Annotated in this window: 13 protein-coding genes and 2 pseudogenes; 8 read left to right on the forward strand and 7 right to left on the reverse strand. The window is 69.6% G+C overall.

Translation table 11 applies throughout. The features are described from left to right. Together ON27_RS27290 and ON27_RS27295 are read left to right on the forward strand one after the other, a co-directional pair. Nucleotides 1-398, forward strand: a pseudogene (locus ON27_RS27290) (pyridine nucleotide-disulfide oxidoreductase); the annotation flags it as partial. A gap of 84 nt (nucleotides 399-482) precedes the next feature. Continuing rightward, nucleotides 483-1,358, forward strand: coding sequence for an amidohydrolase family protein (locus tag ON27_RS27295; protein WP_043733971.1), 876 nt, complete (start codon nucleotides 483-485; stop codon nucleotides 1,356-1,358). A 3-nt stretch (nucleotides 1,359-1,361) separates the two neighbouring features. On the opposite strand, the gene ON27_RS27300 is transcribed toward ON27_RS27295, so the two are convergent. Beyond that, nucleotides 1,362-1,859, reverse strand: a complete 498-nt coding sequence (locus tag ON27_RS27300) for a DUF456 domain-containing protein (protein WP_245560197.1) — start codon at nucleotides 1,857-1,859, stop codon at nucleotides 1,362-1,364. A 172-nt stretch (nucleotides 1,860-2,031) separates the two neighbouring features. On the opposite strand from ON27_RS27300, the gene ON27_RS27305 reads away from it, so the two are divergent. Further along, complete coding sequence (locus tag ON27_RS27305; RefSeq protein ID WP_043733972.1) at nucleotides 2,032-3,129, forward strand: CaiB/BaiF CoA transferase family protein; 1,098 nt, start codon at nucleotides 2,032-2,034, stop codon at nucleotides 3,127-3,129. A 320-nt stretch (nucleotides 3,130-3,449) separates the two neighbouring features. Here the strand turns inward: ON27_RS27305 and yczR are convergent, their stop codons facing one another. Further along, entirely contained in the window at nucleotides 3,450-4,955 is a 1,506-nt protein-coding gene (yczR, locus tag ON27_RS27310) for a MocR-like transcription factor YczR (RefSeq protein ID WP_043733974.1), read from the reverse strand. Nucleotides 4,956-5,018: 63 nt separating this feature from the next. Here yczR and ON27_RS27315 point away from each other — a divergent pair, with 63 nt between their 5' ends. Both ON27_RS27315 and ON27_RS27320 read left to right on the forward strand, forming a co-directional pair. After that, nucleotides 5,019-5,237, forward strand: a complete 219-nt coding sequence (locus ON27_RS27315; protein WP_157227362.1) for a hypothetical protein — start codon at nucleotides 5,019-5,021, stop codon at nucleotides 5,235-5,237. A gap of 67 nt (nucleotides 5,238-5,304) precedes the next feature. Next, nucleotides 5,305-5,925, forward strand: coding sequence for a methylated-DNA--[protein]-cysteine S-methyltransferase (locus tag ON27_RS27320; protein WP_083887835.1), 621 nt, complete (start codon nucleotides 5,305-5,307; stop codon nucleotides 5,923-5,925). Nucleotides 5,926-6,086: 161 nt separating this feature from the next. Here the strand turns inward: ON27_RS27320 and ON27_RS27325 are convergent, their stop codons facing one another. The 3 genes from ON27_RS27325 to ON27_RS27335 form a co-directional block, all read right to left on the reverse strand. Further along, nucleotides 6,087-6,359, reverse strand: coding sequence for a hypothetical protein (locus ON27_RS27325; RefSeq protein WP_043733978.1), 273 nt, complete (start codon nucleotides 6,357-6,359; stop codon nucleotides 6,087-6,089). Further along, nucleotides 6,356-8,962 (reverse strand): helix-turn-helix transcriptional regulator, encoded by a 2,607-nt coding sequence (locus ON27_RS27330; protein WP_043733979.1) that lies wholly within the window; start codon nucleotides 8,960-8,962, stop codon nucleotides 6,356-6,358. Before ON27_RS27330 ends, ON27_RS27325 begins: the two co-directional genes overlap by 4 nt. Nucleotides 8,963-9,078: 116 nt before the next feature. Further along, complete coding sequence (locus tag ON27_RS27335; protein ID WP_043733980.1) at nucleotides 9,079-10,368, reverse strand: adenylosuccinate synthase; 1,290 nt, start codon at nucleotides 10,366-10,368, stop codon at nucleotides 9,079-9,081. Nucleotides 10,369-10,648: 280 nt separating this feature from the next. On the opposite strand from ON27_RS27335, the gene ON27_RS27340 reads away from it, so the two are divergent. Both ON27_RS27340 and ON27_RS27345 read left to right on the forward strand, forming a co-directional pair. Further along, complete coding sequence (locus ON27_RS27340) at nucleotides 10,649-11,308, forward strand: hypothetical protein (RefSeq protein ID WP_245560199.1); 660 nt, start codon at nucleotides 10,649-10,651, stop codon at nucleotides 11,306-11,308. Further along, the gene (locus tag ON27_RS27345) at nucleotides 11,305-12,087 is read left to right on the forward strand and encodes a site-2 protease family protein (RefSeq protein WP_043733985.1); all 783 of its coding nucleotides are present in this window, start codon (nucleotides 11,305-11,307) and stop codon (nucleotides 12,085-12,087) included. The genes ON27_RS27340 and ON27_RS27345 overlap by 4 nt, the downstream gene beginning before the upstream one ends. A 309-nt stretch (nucleotides 12,088-12,396) precedes the next feature. On the opposite strand, the gene ON27_RS27350 is transcribed toward ON27_RS27345, so the two are convergent. Together ON27_RS27350 and ON27_RS27355 are read right to left on the reverse strand one after the other, a co-directional pair. After that, on the reverse strand, nucleotides 12,397-13,500 hold the full coding sequence (locus ON27_RS27350) for an FUSC family protein (protein ID WP_174377887.1): 1,104 nt from the start codon (nucleotides 13,498-13,500) through the stop codon (nucleotides 12,397-12,399). Between the two features lie 99 nt (nucleotides 13,501-13,599). Next, nucleotides 13,600-14,043, reverse strand: a complete 444-nt coding sequence (locus ON27_RS27355; RefSeq protein ID WP_043733992.1) for a DUF3151 domain-containing protein — start codon at nucleotides 14,041-14,043, stop codon at nucleotides 13,600-13,602. A gap of 551 nt (nucleotides 14,044-14,594) precedes the next feature. Here ON27_RS27355 and ON27_RS43185 point away from each other — a divergent pair. Next, nucleotides 14,595-14,949 (forward strand): annotated as a pseudogene (locus ON27_RS43185) (hypothetical protein); the annotation flags it as partial.

A 14,949-nucleotide genomic window follows, 5' to 3' on the forward strand; every position in this document is an offset into this window, starting at 1 on the left:
TGCCGTTCGACGACCAGGCCGGCACCGTGCCGAACGAAGCGGGTCGCGTGATCGCCGACGAGAACGCCGACGGCGCAGCCCGGTACATGCCCGCCACCTACGTCACCGGCTGGATCAAGCGCGGCCCGGTCGGCCTGATCGGTCACACGAAGGGCGACGCCAACGAGACCATCGCCTGCCTGCTGGACGACGCTCCCGGCTTCACCCCGGCCGAGCGGCCCGAGCCCGAGGCAGTCACCGAGTTCCTGGAGAGCAAGGGCATCCCGTTCACCACCTGGGCGGGCTGGTACCGCCTCGACGCGCACGAGCGCTCGCTCGGCGAGCCCGAGGGCCGCGAGCGGGTCAAGGTCGTGGAGCGCGAGGACATGCTGCGCGCCAGCGAACCGCACAAGGTCTGATCTCCCCGCCGTGACCGACTCCGCTGCCACCGCGACAACGCCGCCGTGGCAGCGGAAAGTCCGACACTGAGGCATTCTGTACAAGTGTTCGATGCCCACCTGCACATCTTCGACCCGCGGTTTCCGCTGGCCGAGAACGAGGGCTACCTGCCCGACCCCTTCACCATCGCCGATTATCGCAAGCGCATGTCGCGATACGACATCAGCGGCGGCGCCGTGGTCAGCGGGTCGTTCCAGGGCACGGACCAGAGCTATCTGAAGGCCGCCCTCGCCGAACTCGGCCCGGGCTGGGTCGGCGTCACCCGGCTCGACCTCGACGCCACCGACGAGGAGATTCTCGAGCTGGACCGGATCGGCGTGCGCGCGCTGCGCTTCAACCTCAAGCGCGCGGCCACCGATATCACCGGGATGACGTTGCAGGCGCTGCGCGCGTACGAATTGGCGGGCTGGCACGTCGAGGTCTACATCGACGGCACCATGCTGGCCTCGCTGCAACCAGTGATCTCCAAGCTGCCCGCCCTTTCGGTCGATCATCTGGGCATGTCGGCGGAGGGTGTGCCGTTCCTGCTCGATCTCGTCGATCGCGGGGCCAAAGTCAAGGCAACGGGATTCGGCCGGGTCGCGATGAACGTCGCCGACACGCTGCGCCGCATCCACGCGGTGAATCCCGAAGCGCTGATGTTCGGCACCGACCTGCCCGGCACCCGGGCCGGACGCCCGTTCCGCGACTCGGACGTCGATCTCCTGTGTGACGTGGTGGGCACCGACATGCACGCGGTGCTGGAGGACAACGCGCGCGCGTTCTATCGGCTCCCGGCTCGCGAGCGCCCGGCCGACGACGATGTCGCCCGCACGCTGCCGCTGTACCGCCCGGAACCATCGACCCTGCGGCTGCGCCGCGACGAACTGCCCGGAAGTCGTGCGGGAGACACGATTCCGTTCCCCGCCATCGACCGATAGCGCTCAGACGGCGAAGACGCCGGCCACCCAGACGCCGACGGCCAGCAGCGCGCCGAAGAGTTCGATCAGCATGGACAGGCCGACGCCTTTCAACGCGTGCACCGTCGCCTGCCGAGCCTGCTGGTTGACGCGCAGCCGCTGCAGTTCCGAAAGGTACACGCCCAGAACGAAACCGACGAACAGGCCGACCACCGGTATCACGAAGAAGCCGACGACGCCGAGAATCGCGCCGACCAGCAGCGCGCGGTTGGAGACCCCCGCGTCCTTCATCTTGCGCCCCGGCCAGGCGTATTTGACGACTCCGGACAGCGCGAGCAGCAGTGCGCTGATCGCGAAAACCGTCCAAGCCGTGGCGCCCCCGGTCAGGACGGCCCAGACGCCGATGGCCGCGAAGATCAGGATGACACCCGGCAGGATCGGCACGACGATGCCGACGAGGCCGACCAGAATCGCGAGGCCGGCGAGAAGGGTGTACCACCCTTGATCAGACAGCGCTTCCACACGTGCAGCCTAGAGCGGCGCGCAGACGCGGGCGAGCCGAAGTCGGCAGCGCCGCATGCCCCGGCTTCGGCCGCGGCGTTATTGTCATACTGTCAATACACCCCTCCCGGTCGCGTCCGGGAGGACGCACCGGCCAGCGGTGCGCTGGATCAACGACGAACCGAGGTAGGGCGTGAGCACTCCATCCACCGCCAAGCAGGGCCCGCTCGCGGGCATCAAGGTCATCGAGTTGGCCGGGATCGGCCCCGGCCCGCACGCCGCGCTGCTGCTCGCCGATCTGGGCGCCGACGTGGTCCGGGTGCAGCGGGCAGGTCAGTTGCCCGGCGGATTCGACCGCCCGCAGTTGCGCGGGCGGACCATCGTCGAGGCCAACCTCAAGGACCCCGCCGACATCGAGAAGGTGCTCGGCCTCGTCGAGCGGGCGGACGTGCTGATCGAGGGCTTCCGCCCCGGCGTCACCGAGCGGATGGGCCTCGGCCCGGACGACGCGCTCGCCCGCAACCCGCGCCTGGTCTACGGACGGATGACCGGCTGGGGCCAGGAGGGTCCGCTGGCCGACCGCGCCGGGCACGACATCAACTACATCTCCATCACCGGCGTGCTGCACGCCATCGGCCGCAAGGGCGAACGCCCGGTTCCCCCGCTGAACATGGTGGGCGATTTCGGCGGCGGCTCGATGTTCCTGGTGTTCGGCATCCTCGCCGCGCTGGTCGAACGGCAGCAGTCCGGCCAGGGCCAGGTGATCGACGCGGCCATGGTCGACGGCGCCCTCGCTCTTTCGCACATGATCTGGGGCATGCGCGGCGTGGGCGCCTGGTCCGACGAACGGGGCGTGAACCTGCTCGACACCGGAATGTCGTTCTACGACACGTACGAAACCGCCGACGGCAAGTACATGGCGGTCGGCGCGATCGAACCGCAGTTCTACGCGCAGCTGCTCGCCGGCCTGGAGATCGACGCCGACGGTCTGCCCTTCCAGCTCGATCCCGCCGGGCAGGAAACGCTGAAAAAGCTGTTCGCCGAACGTTTCCGGACCAAGACCCGGGACGAGTGGGCCGAGATCTTCGTCGGCACCGACGCGTGCGTCTCGCCCGTGCTCACCTTCGAGGAGGCGACCCGCAACGAGCACATCGCCGCCCGCGGCTCTTTGCTGGAGCTGGACAACATCACCCAGCACGCCCCCGCACCGCGATTCTCCCGCACCCCGAACGGGATTCCCACCCCGCCGCCGACCACCGCCACTCCGATCGAGTCGGTCTGGGCCGACTGAGCGCGCGACGGGGCGCCGCCGCACCTCGCCGCGGCGCCCTCGCTGATTGAAAGTTGTAACAAACCAACCGGTTCGACAGTTAGGTGGCGCACCTGCCATACTGTCCGCGAGCTGGCGGCCCTCGGAAACAGCGGATCTCATCCGGTCCGCTCCTTGACCGCCGCTCGCGCTGGAGGCCGCAGCGCCGTGCGAGCTTTCCGCATGCCGCCCGAGCACGACGAGCGCCAGCCCCGAGGGGTGGCCGGCCAATCGTGCCCGGCGGCGCTCGGAGGGGAAGTGCCGCCGGCGGAAGCTCTTTCCCCGCGCGGCGGCGAGAACCCTCAGTAGCAGGTCAACGGCGTCAACGGGTCGGCCGCGCGAGGCGTCAGCGCCGCGTAGGCGGAGGCGATCGCCTTGACCGCCAATCGCAACTCCGGTTCCCGATGGGTGAACGGCAGCCGCAGGAACCGTTCGAACGCGCCTTGGACGCCGAATCGAGGCCCGGCCGCGAGCAATACGCCATGGTTGGGCGCCGTGGCGGCCAGCGCCGTCGAGACCGAGGTCGGCAGCTGCGCCCAGACCGACATGCCGCCGGCGCCCACGGTGACGCGCCAGTCCGGCAATTCCTCGGCAAGCGTGTCGAGCAAAGCGTCACGCTGCGAACGCAACTGATCGCGCCTGCGATCGAGGATGACGTCCGCGTGCTCGAGCAGGTGCACGGTGGCCAACTGGTCCATCACGGGAGTGCCGAGGTCGACCGTGGAGCGAATACCTAGCAATTTTGTGATCAGCGCCTGGTTGGTCCGGATCCAGCCGACGCGCAGACCGCCCCAGAACGACTTCGACGCCGAGCCGATGGTGACGATCTCGGCTCCCTTTGCGAAGGCCGCGACCGGCGGCGGTGCGGAGCCCTCGCTCAGCCCGAGATCCGCCATGGACTCGTCGATCACGATGGTCATCCTGGTGTCCCTGGCGATCGCGGCCAGTTCGGCGCGGCCGTCGGCGTCGAGCAGCAGACCGGTCGGGTTGTTGTAGTCCGGCACCAGGTAGGCCAGGCTGGCCGCGGTCTGCCGGGCGGCGCTGCGGATTCCGTCCAGATCCCAGCCGCCGGCCGGGTCCTCCGGGCGCAGCGGCACCGGCACCGGCCGGGCGCCGACGTCGCGGATCGCCTCGATGGCGTTCGGATAGGTGGGATGGTCGATGAGCACGCGGGCGGCGGGCGCGGTCAGCACGTTCAGCAGCAGGCGCAGGCCGTGCTGGGCGCCGAGGGTGACCAGGATCTGGTCGGGCTCGGTCGGCAGGCCGCGCGCGGTGTAGCGGCGGGCGATCGCCTCGCGTAGCGCGAGCACACCGACCGGGTCCATGCCGTGGGTGCCGAGGTAGGCCGGAATGCCCTCCAGGGCAGCGGCGTACGCGTCCTGCATTTCCAGCGGGGCGGCCATCGCGGCATAGGTCATGTCGATGGTGGGCAGCTCGGGCGAGGCCATCATCGCGAGGATGCTCCTGGCCGGCTTGACGCCGTCGTGCTGCACGTCGCGGGGCAGGGCCACCGTGCTGCGCGAGCCTTGGCGGCTGATCAGGTAGCCGTGTTCGCGCAGCAGCGCGTAGGTGGAGGTGATGGTGGTGCGGCTGACCCCGAGGGTGGCGGCGAGATCGCGCTCGCTGGGCAACGCGACACCCAGCGGCGCGCGACCGTCGTGGATCAGCAGCCGGATGCCCTCGGCGAGCGCCAGATACGCCGGGCGGGTGGACCGCCGCCCGGCCGCGTCCGGCTCGCCGTCGTCCGCGTGCCGCCAGCGGCCCAGATCGCGGGCCAGACTGCCCGCACCGATCACTCTCGTCGCCATGCGGTCCAGTATCGGGTGATTGGATATTCCTTGGCAAGGCCAGTGGCGCGCACGCTGGCGGACATGACCGCTCTCGCCACCCTGCTCCTGGTCGCCCTGTCCGGCTACCTGATCTGCCGCTACGCACCGAGACGCGATGAGCGCGTCTTCCGTCTCGAGCGCTTCCACCCGGGCACGCCGATGTCCGACCAAACCCTCTCGTACTACGACCACCAACGGCGATACTCCGATCTCGCCGCGATCCACAGCCGTGGCGACATACCGGATCCAGACAGGCAATAAAAGGCCAGTTAGCCCGAACTGGACTCCTCGTTTCGAACTTGTCGGTACCTCGGTGCAGACTTGGCCCATGCCCGACGCCACTCGTCTCGCCGCCACGGCCGGATTCCCCGTGGCCGAGGCCACCGTCACGGAGCCCGTGGCCTCCGGCCCCGTCGCGGCGGCGCTGTTCGACACCGCGATCGGCTGCTGCGCCATCGCATGGCGGGCGGCGGGGGTGATCCGCTTCCAGCTCCCGGAGGCGAGCCCGGCGGCCACCCGCGCCCGCATCACGCGCCCGCGCGCCGGGGAGGAGATCCACGAGGACGCACCCACCGCCGTCATCGCCGAGGCCATCGCGGCCATCCGCGCACACCTCGCGGGAGAGCTGGACGACCTGCGCTGGATTCCCGTCGACAGCAGCGGAATCCCCGAGTTCCACCGCGCTGTCTACACGGTCACCCGAGCGATCGATCCCGGCCGCACCCTCAGCTACGGCCAAGTCGCCGACCGTGTCGGCGCACCGGGCGCCGCCCAGGCGGTGGGCCAGGCGCTGGGCCGCAACCCGATCCCGCTGATCATCCCTTGCCACCGGGTACTCGCCGCCGACCACGCGCTGCACGGCTTCTCCGCGCCCGGCGGGATCGACACCAAGCAACGTCTGCTGGCCATCGAGCGCACGTCCGGGTTCGGCGAGCCCACGCTGTTCTGAACCTCCCGGCGGCGAGCACACGCCCGGGTGATACGAGGCTTCCCGGTCTTGGGCTGTAGCTGAACCGTTCGATCCGGCTGGCGTCCGGGTAGCCGCCGCAAAGGCGACGAGGGAGCGAGTTCGTCCGCACGCGAGACACCGAAGTGCCGTCGCGCGGGAAGTCACAACACCGGGTGCGCGCGGAAGAACTCGCAGGCGTCTCCGGTGATGTACCCGTCGGCGCAGCCGAAATACGTTTGGATGCAGGCGTTGGTCGAGCAGCCGAGTTCGATCAATTTCTGTCTGATCCGCGCGTTGCGCTCCAGCGGCGTCTCGGTTTTCGGCGCCACCGTGGCCGAGCTGGTGACCGGTTGCGGTTGCCCGTCCGAGCATCCGGCTGCCAGGGCCAGTCCGGCTGCCAGCGCGCCCGCCACGGCGACCGCTCGCAAGGTCATCCCGCGCTCCCGGTCTCCCCGCGCATCAGCGCTCCGAGCGACTCGCGATCGGTGACGTCCATCTTGATGCAGGCCCGGTAGAGATGCCCTTCGACAGTGCGCACCGAGACGGTGAGGCGGTCGGCGATCTGCCGGTTGGACAGGCCGGCGGCGACGAGGTTCGCGATTTCGCGTTCCCGGGCGGTCAAGGGCAAGGGCTGCGCGGCCTGCCGCAGCGCGGGGGTGCTCGCGCCGCCGCACGCGGCGGCGAGCCGGTTGGCCGCCGCGGCGGACTCCAGCAGCCTGCGGCGATCGCCGGCGCGCTCGTGTGCCGAGGCGGCCTGCGCCGCGGCGTCGGCGGCCGACAGCTGCACGCCGATGCGCTCGAATTCGGCGGCCGCCGCGTCGAGCCCGGGTCCGTCGTGGGCCGCGAGCGCCACCGCGTGCCGTGCCTGCACCTGCACCAGCCGCCCGTCCACCCGAGTGGCGAGTTCGGCGAGGCGTCCGGACACGGAATGATCGCCGAAGCGGGCCGCGGTGTGCAGCGCGAAAGCCTCGATCGCGTGCTGATGCGAACGCGCCGCCGCGTCGGCCGCGTTCACCGCGATCCGGATGGCCGGGGTGACGGTTCCTTCGGCGGCGGCCAGCCAAGCGCGGGCGACCTCCAGCTGCGGCTCGTACACGGCGCTGTGCCTGCCGCCCCGCTCGGCCGCGTGCGCGATCGATTCGGCGGCCTCACCGGGGCGCCCGAGCGCCGAATACGCCTCCGCCAAGCGAATTCTCGCGGGGAACATCCAGGCTGCCGCACCCTCGGCGGCCAATGCGGCCAGCGCTTGTTCCAGATTCTCGATGCCGTCCACGAACCTGCCCTGTGCCACGTCGACGGTGCCCTGCAGGATCTTCGACATGCCCCAGGCCAGGTATTGCCCGGGCGAGGAGTAGCCGACGAATGCTCCCGCGCGCCGCCGTGCGGCCTCCAGATCGCCCGTGAAGGTCAGGGCGAGCACCTCGGCGTGCGTGGACATGAAGCGGTTGAGCCCGTCGATGTGCTCTTCCACCTCGTGCCCGCGGGCCGCGTACCGCCTGGCCTCCTCGCCCTTGCCCGTCAGCGCCAGCGCCAGCCCTCCGCCGAACGACGCCCACCACACCGCCCACGGCGGCACGTTGTCGGCGGAGATCACTGTTTCCGCCTCGGCGATCGCGGCCTCGACCCGGTTCTCGTTCACCAGACTCGCGGAGGACAGACCGGTGAAGATGGCCGCGATCTTCGGATGCCGCACTTTTCCGCGTACCAACTGCAGCACCTCGTCGGCGCGGTCGGCATCGCCCATCGCCCACAGCAGATTCGCCACCCGGGTACTGCCCCAGCGCGCCAACTGCACCTCGTCGAGCTGGTCGGGGTCGAAGCTGGCCAGGGTGCGCTCGGCCTCGATCCGGTGCCCCTGCCAGAGCAGGGCTCGCGCCAGCAGGTCGGCGGCTTCCACGCCGCCGCGCCGCTCCACCGCGGCCCGCGCGAAGCGCTCGCCCAACGGCAGGTTCGCCAATCCGATCGCGTCGGCCGCGGCCGCCTCGAACAATTCCAGATCCGCGGATTTGTCACTGTCCAACGCCAATTCGGCCAACCGGATACGGTCGGCCGCGGAATTGATCCGGCGTTCCTTCAGCGACGAATACAGCCTGCCGCGCAGCCGCCGGGCCGAGGCGATGCCGAGTCTGCGGCGGATCACTTCGCCGAACAGCGGATGGTTGTAGCGCACCGTCAGTTCTTGCGAATTCTCCACGACACGGATCACGCCGCGCGTTTCCGCCGCCTCCACCGCGTCCTCGCCCGCCAGTTCGGCCAGGACGTCGAGATCGATCGGTTCACAGAAGGTCAGCAGTTCCAGCACCCGCAGCACCGGCTCGGGCAGCTGCTCGACCCGGTCCTCCAGCAGTGCGGCCAGCTCCGAGGTCACCGCCGCGCGCCCGCGCAGCTGCCACACGCCGTTGACCTGACGCAGCGTGCCCGCCTCCAGCGCTCCCTCGACCAAATGGCGCAGGAACAACGCGTTTCCGGCCGAGGACTCCCACATCAGATTGGCGGTGAACCCCTCGAGCTGCCCGCCGAGCATCGACTCCACCAGCTCCACGCTCTGGCGCTGGGTGAACGGACGCAGGTCGATGCGCATCAGGTGGCCGTCCTTCCACAGTGACGTGACGGCGTCGGGCACCGGCACTCCACTGCGGACGGTCACCACGATGTGCGCGGCCTTGTCGATGGCCAGCTGCAGCAACAGCGTGGCGGAGAGCTGATCGAGCAGATGCGCGTCGTCCACGCCGATCACCGTGTCGCCGTCGGCGAGCAATGCCTCCCGCGCCGCCGACATGAACGTGACCGGATCGTGCGCCGTGTAGACGCCGACCATGTGCGCGAACACTCCCAGCGGGATGCTGCGCGCCGACTCGGTGCCCGCGACCCACCGCACGTTGCCGCCGATCGCGGAGGTGGCGTGCCTGGCCAAGGTGGTCTTGCCCACTCCGGCGTCGCCGGTCAGCACCACACCGACGTGCTCCGGACCGGTCAGTGCCGCGCGGATCGCCTCGAATTCGCTCTCGCGCTCGATCATCGGCCAGTTCCGAGCCATGCTCTAACTGTAGTTCTTCACCGATCATGATCGAAGCCGAGCGAGCACGATCGATGTGGCTAATTTGTGGTCAACCTACCGAATTTCCGCTGGACGACGCGAAATTCGAACAGGTTCTAGCCGAGAACGTCGTGCCGGACGATGGTCTGATCCCGGCCCGGACCCACGCCGATGCACGAGATACGGGCACCGGAGAGCTCCTCCAAACGCAACACGTACGCCTGGGCGTTGGCGGGTAACTCCTCGAAGGTGCGCGCGCCGGAAATGTCCTCCCACCAACCGGGCATTTCCTCGAAAATCGGTTTCGCGTGATGAAATTCGGTCTGGGTGGTCGGCATCTGCTCGACCCGTTCGCCATCGACCTCGTAGGCGACGCAGATCGGCACCGTATCCAGACTGGATAGAACGTCCAGTTTGGTGAGGAAGTAGTCGGTGATGCCGTTGACCCGGGTGGCGTAGCGCGCGATCACCGCGTCGAACCAGCCGCAGCGGCGGGCGCGGCCGGTGGTGACGCCGACCTCGCCGCCGGTCTTGGCCAGGTACGCGCCGAACTCGTCGAACAACTCGGTCGGGAACGGGCCGGACCCCACCCTGGTGGTGTAGCACTTCAGGATGCCGAGCACCGTGTTGATCCGGTTCGGCCCGATGCCCGCGCCCACCGCCGCGCCGCCCGACGTGGGGTTCGATGAGGTGACGTACGGATAGGTGCCGTGGTCGACGTCCAGCAGCGTGCCCTGCGAGCCCTCCAGCAGCACCGTCTCGCCGCGCTCCAGCGCCAGATTCAGCTTCAGCCGGGTGTCGGCGATCCGGTGTTTGAACCTGTCGGCCTGGTTGAGCACCTCGTCCACCACCTGCTGCGGATCCAGGGCGCGACGGTTGTAGATCTTGACCAGCACCTGGTTCTTGAACTCCAGCGCCGCCTCGACCTTCTGGGTGAGGATCTTCTCGTCCAGCACGTCCGCCACGCGCACGCCGACGCGGGCCACCTTGTCCTGGTAGCACGGCCCGATGCCGCGGCCGGTGGTGCCGATCTTCTTGTTGCCGAGGAACCGTTCGGTGACCTTATCGATGGCCACGTGGTACGGCATGATCAGGTGCGCGTCGGCCGAGAGCAGCAGGCCGGAGGTGTCGACGCCGCGTTCTTCCAGACCCGCGAGTTCGTCGAGCAGCACGCCGGGATCCACGACGACGCCGTTGCCGATGACGTTCGTCACGCCAGGGGTGAGGATGCCGGAAGGGATCAGGTGCAACGCGAAGTTGTCACCGTTCGGCAACACCACGGTGTGACCGGCGTTGTTGCCGCCTTGGTAACGGACCACCCATTGCACCCGGCCGCCGAGCAGGTCGGTTGCTTTGCCCTTTCCCTCGTCACCCCACTGGGCGCCGATGAGGACGATTGCCGGCATGGTCGTGTCTCCTACGGTTCGACAGGCAACACTGATGTGTTGCAGCTACCTGCCGTACTGAGGCGGTGGCCGGAAGCACAGTCTAGCCGACCCGTCCGCGGCGGCATCGCGGCGGATCTCGTCGTAGGCTCGACAACCGTGTGGTCACGGCCGGGCAGGGCTATGGTTGCACGGCACGCCGAGCGGCAGCGCGGCATGCACGGGTGAGCCGCAGCGGGTTCGCCCGCGATGGCGAGGGGCCCGACGGTGTCGGCTCGAACCGAGGAGGGTGTACGGCAGCTTGAGTACCCATGTTCTCCGCTGCGACGGCGCCCCCGTACCCATCGCGCTCGCGGCACTGCCGACCACCCAGACGGCCGCCGTCCCCGATCCCACGGTGATCGATGAGCTGCTACCCGTGCTGGCCGCCGACAGCCTGCCCCGGCTGATCGTGCTGGGCGAGGACGCCGCGCTGGCCGCGGTGCTCACCCACCTGATGCGCACCGAGCGCCTGCACGTGGAGATCGGCTACGTGCCGGTCGAGCGGACCTATGGTTCGCGTGCCTACCAGACCGGCACCGGCAACGCCGCCGCCAAGCGCGCCATCGAAGGCCGCGCTGTGGAGACGCCGCTGGTTCGCGACGACACCGGCAAGGTGCTCGCGGGCCGAGCGGTGATCACCGGCCTCGGCGGCGACAAGCTGGAGGGCGAAGCCTACGTCGACGACACCCTGCTGTTCTCCGGGATTGTGACGGCCATGCACGTCTCGCCGTGCCTCGAACCGCCCGGTGTGCGGGCGACCGTGCGAAAAGGATTCCGCAAACGGCGCTGGGTGGAGGGACGCGCGGCACAACTGGGGACACCCGGCGCGATCGTCACCAGGGACGGCGTCCGCGCCGACCGCCCGGTGCCGCGCTCGACTTTCTACCGCCACCACGAGCCCTGGCTGCTGGTGCGATGAACTCTCCATTTCCGATCCACCGCGGATCGCGCGCGGTCCGGCCGAGCCCGGTCTTCCTGCTCGTGATCGCCCTGACCGCGGTCGGCGGCGCACTGGCCTGGGACGCCCCGCTGGACTCGACCAGAGCCAAGGCCGGGGTGTTCGTCTTCGTGGTGTTCGGCTGGGTCGTGTCGCTGTGCCTGCACGAGTTCGCGCACGCGTACACGGCGTGGCGCGCGGGCGATCGCGAGGTCGAATTGCGCGGCTATCTGACGCTCAACCCGCTGAAGTACAGCCATCCCCTGCTGTCGATCGTGTTGCCGATGGTGTTCATCGCGCTGGGCGGCATCGGTTTGCCGGGCGGCGCGGTCTACGTGCACACACACAATGTCGCGCCGCGCACGCAGCGGATCATCAGCGGCGCCGGGCCCGCGGTGAACGCCCTGTGCGCTGTGCTGCTCTTGGTGGTCGTGCGGATCTGGGGCAGCGCCCAACAGCACCCCGCGTTCTGGTTCGGCGTGAGTTTCCTTGCGTTCCTGCAGATCACGGCGACGCTGCTGAACCTGATCCCGCTGCCGGGACTGGACGGCTACGGCATCGTCGAGCCCTCGCTGAGCTATCAGACCAGACGCTCGCTCGACCAGTTCAAGCCGTTCGGCATGCTGATCCTGTTCGCGCTGCTGTTCACTCCCGCGATCAACGAGGTGTTCTTCGACGCGGTGTACGCGCTGTTCGAACTGTCCGGCGTTCCGTCGAATTGGTCGCGCTACGGCGGCTATCTGACGCGCTTCTGGACCTGAGCGCCGGTGTCCGGCCGAGGCGCGAAGCCGCCCGGTCAGGGTCGGCCGGGCGGCTCCGCTTCTTCGCCCGCTTCCGATCCGCCCCACCCTCCGGCCGCCACACCCCTTGACCGGAGGGCCCTTTCGTCCACGTGCGAAGTGACCGACCGCGATACCCCGCGAACTCGCGGTCACATCGCAAAACTACGGCGGGCATCCGCGCGCGACACGAGTAGCGCACTACTTGAAGATCAACTTTTCGGACCGCCGCGCCCGGCGCGGACCACGGTGCCCGGTACGAATGTCCGATTACCGCTGAGTAGTCCGGGGTCAGACCTCCGGCCGCACGTACGGATTCTTGACCGTCGGCGGCAGCAGGGCAATCGCCGAGATACGCTGCACGCCGCACACCTGCATCAGATCTACCAGCGTCGACCGCACCTGTGCGAAGACGACGTGCGCCGAAAGTCCCGCGCCCGCTACCAATTCCGGCCGCGCGCCCTTCGCGACCGAGCGCAGTACGCGGGCGGCCTCGGCCTGGTCGGGCTGCTCGCCCGGGTCGGTCAGCATCATCCGGCGCACCATGTCGACGGCCTGGCCGAGGCGCTCCACCTCGTCGATCAGGCCGGGGTCGAGGATTTCGTCGTCGCGCACCAGAGTCAGCGAGCGGCGCAGCAGGACTCGGGTGTTGCGAATGGCGTTGTCCAACGGATCAGCCGTGGCCCTGATGCGGTCGAGACGGGAACGAGAGTTCCAGTACAGCGGTGAGATCCGGCTGATCTCGCGGCCGCCCTCGAGGGTGGCGCGCAACGAGTCGATCTGCGGCTGGGTGGCGCGCATCGCGGTGAGCGCCCGGTGCAGCTTCTCCGGATCCTGTTCGAGCAGCCCATCGGCGCAGTCGCTGATCGCCTTGCCCATCACCCCGAGGATGTCCGCGGCCAGTGTCCGCGCCCTGCGCACGGGATGCAGGGGTATCGCGGCGACCACCACCACGCCGACCAGACCGCCCACCAGTGCGTCGATCATGCGGGAGAAGCCGCCTCCTACCGAGGGTGGCAGCAATGTCGCGACCAGCACGGCGGAACCCGCCGCCTGCATGGTGATGATCGAACCGCCGTCCAGGAACACCGCCGCGGCCATGGCGACCGCGACCACCAGCGCGATCTGCCACACGCCGGTGCCCGCCCTGGAGATGAACAGGTCGCCGATGCCGATGCCGACCGCAACGCCGACCACCAGTTCCACCGAACGGCGCAGCCGCGCGCCGAAGGAGATGCCGATGGACACCACGGCCGCCGTCGGGGCGAAGAACGGCAGCGCGTGACCGATCACGTGATGGGCGAGGAACCAGGCCAGCGCGGCGCCCACCGAGCACTGGATGATCGGCAGGACCGACCGGCGCAGCCGCGCCCACGAGGTGCGCAACCTCGCCATGCTGCTCGCGCGGGCGCTACCGACGCGGGAACCCGGGTCCAGCGCACCCGCCGACCGGCCGCCACCGGAATCGCTACGCGGTGCTCCGATCACTACGACTCAGTCGAGGCCGAGCTCCGCGGCCGCCCTGGGGTCGCAGTCTTCCAGCAGGTCCAGGCAGCGTGCGTACTCGTCGGTCTCACCGATCACCTTGGCCGCGCGGGCCAGCGCGCCGACGCTGCGCAGGAAGCCCCGATTCGGCTCGTGGCTCCACGGCACCGGCCCGAAGCCCTTCCAGCCGTTGCGGCGCAGGAGGTCCAGGCCACGGTGATAGCCGGTGCGGGCGAACGCGTACGCCGCGACGATGTCGTGGTTGACCGCCTCGTCCTGGGCCTCGCCGCGGGCCAGCGCCGCCTCGGCGAGATGCGCCCAGGCGATCGACGCGGCGGGGTGATCGGCCGCGACCCGCACCGGATCGGCGTTGTCGAGGAGCGCGTCCTCGGCATCGGAGATTTCGGGTAGCAGTACCGGTTGCGGTCCGAGCAGGTCACCGAACGAGGTCATGCGGTTCATTGTGCACCGCAGGCCGATGTTCCCCGCAGGCGGCTGCCCGGCCTCCGCTCGGTTCCGATGCCTCCGTCCGGCCAGTCGACCGGTCACGCGGTGCCGGCGCTCGACCCCAGCCGGGGGGGACCCCAGCGCCTGAGCCAGTTCGCGCCGCGAGATGCCGCGCTCGGCGCGCAGCATCGCGATGCGGTTGTAGATGACCTCAGAAGGCACGCTGCATCGCCTTGTCCCGCCGCGCTTGCATACTCGATCCGGATTCGTGCCGTGCCATGCGCCGCAACACCTCTTCCGTCCGGTTCCAGCCCGCCGTGTCGCTGCCTCGCCGGACGTGGACGCAGACGCGAATCCCACGCCTGGCACCGCTCTCATGGCGGATTGCTTCCGTTCTGAGCGGCGTGGGTGAGCACGGAGTTCGGTACGGATATGGACCGCCGAGGGGGCGGCTCGACGTTCGTTCGACTCGGCGTGGCCTGATGGCGGACTTCGCCGGGCCGCGCCCATTAGGCTGGCCGTCGAGTTCAACAGTTCCGCCTTAGCGAGGGGTGTGCGTGTCCGACCCGAACGACGAGAAGAACCCGGCGCGGGAAAGCGCCGGACCGGCCGGCACCGCCGGGGCCGACGCACGCCCTGACGCCGCCACCCAACGCATTCCGGCCGCGGGCAAGGTCTCCCCGGTTTCCTCGGCCGCACCCACCGAGCGGATCGCCAAAGCGCAGAGGCCCGGCGCGACGACGCCCGGAGACGGCGGCGAATCCGCCCCTCGCGCAGACGCTTCGGCCTCGAGCCCGAAGCCGGACGCGAGCACCCGCGGGGCCTCCAGCACGCCGCGAGACGACGAGCCCCAGCGGGCACCCGGCGGCCCGGCCGCCGGTGCGCCGCGCGCCACAGACCCGAACCAAGCAC

It is taken from the genome of Nocardia asiatica NBRC 100129 (assembly GCF_000308415.1).
GTDB lineage: Bacteria > Actinomycetota > Actinomycetes > Mycobacteriales > Mycobacteriaceae > Nocardia > Nocardia asiatica.

Excerpts from the sequence above, each read along its gene's own strand:
- yczR (WP_043733974.1), bottom strand. The coding sequence starts at position 4,955 with ATGGCGACGAGAGTGATCGGTGCGGGCAGTCTGGCCCGCGATCTGGGC.
- ON27_RS27315 (WP_157227362.1), top strand. The coding sequence starts at position 5,019 with ATGACCGCTCTCGCCACCCTGCTCCTGGTCGCCCTGTCCGGCTACCTG.
- ON27_RS27320 (WP_083887835.1), top strand. The coding sequence starts at position 5,305 with ATGCCCGACGCCACTCGTCTCGCCGCCACGGCCGGATTCCCCGTGGCC.
- ON27_RS27325 (WP_043733978.1), bottom strand. The coding sequence starts at position 6,359 with ATGACCTTGCGAGCGGTCGCCGTGGCGGGCGCGCTGGCAGCCGGACTG.
- ON27_RS27330 (WP_043733979.1), bottom strand. The coding sequence starts at position 8,962 with ATGGCTCGGAACTGGCCGATGATCGAGCGCGAGAGCGAATTCGAGGCG.
- ON27_RS27335 (WP_043733980.1), bottom strand. The coding sequence starts at position 10,368 with ATGCCGGCAATCGTCCTCATCGGCGCCCAGTGGGGTGACGAGGGAAAG.
- ON27_RS27345 (WP_043733985.1), top strand. The coding sequence starts at position 11,305 with ATGAACTCTCCATTTCCGATCCACCGCGGATCGCGCGCGGTCCGGCCG.
- ON27_RS27350 (WP_174377887.1), bottom strand. The coding sequence starts at position 13,500 with ATGGCGAGGTTGCGCACCTCGTGGGCGCGGCTGCGCCGGTCGGTCCTG.
- ON27_RS27355 (WP_043733992.1), bottom strand. The coding sequence starts at position 14,043 with ATGACCTCGTTCGGTGACCTGCTCGGACCGCAACCGGTACTGCTACCC.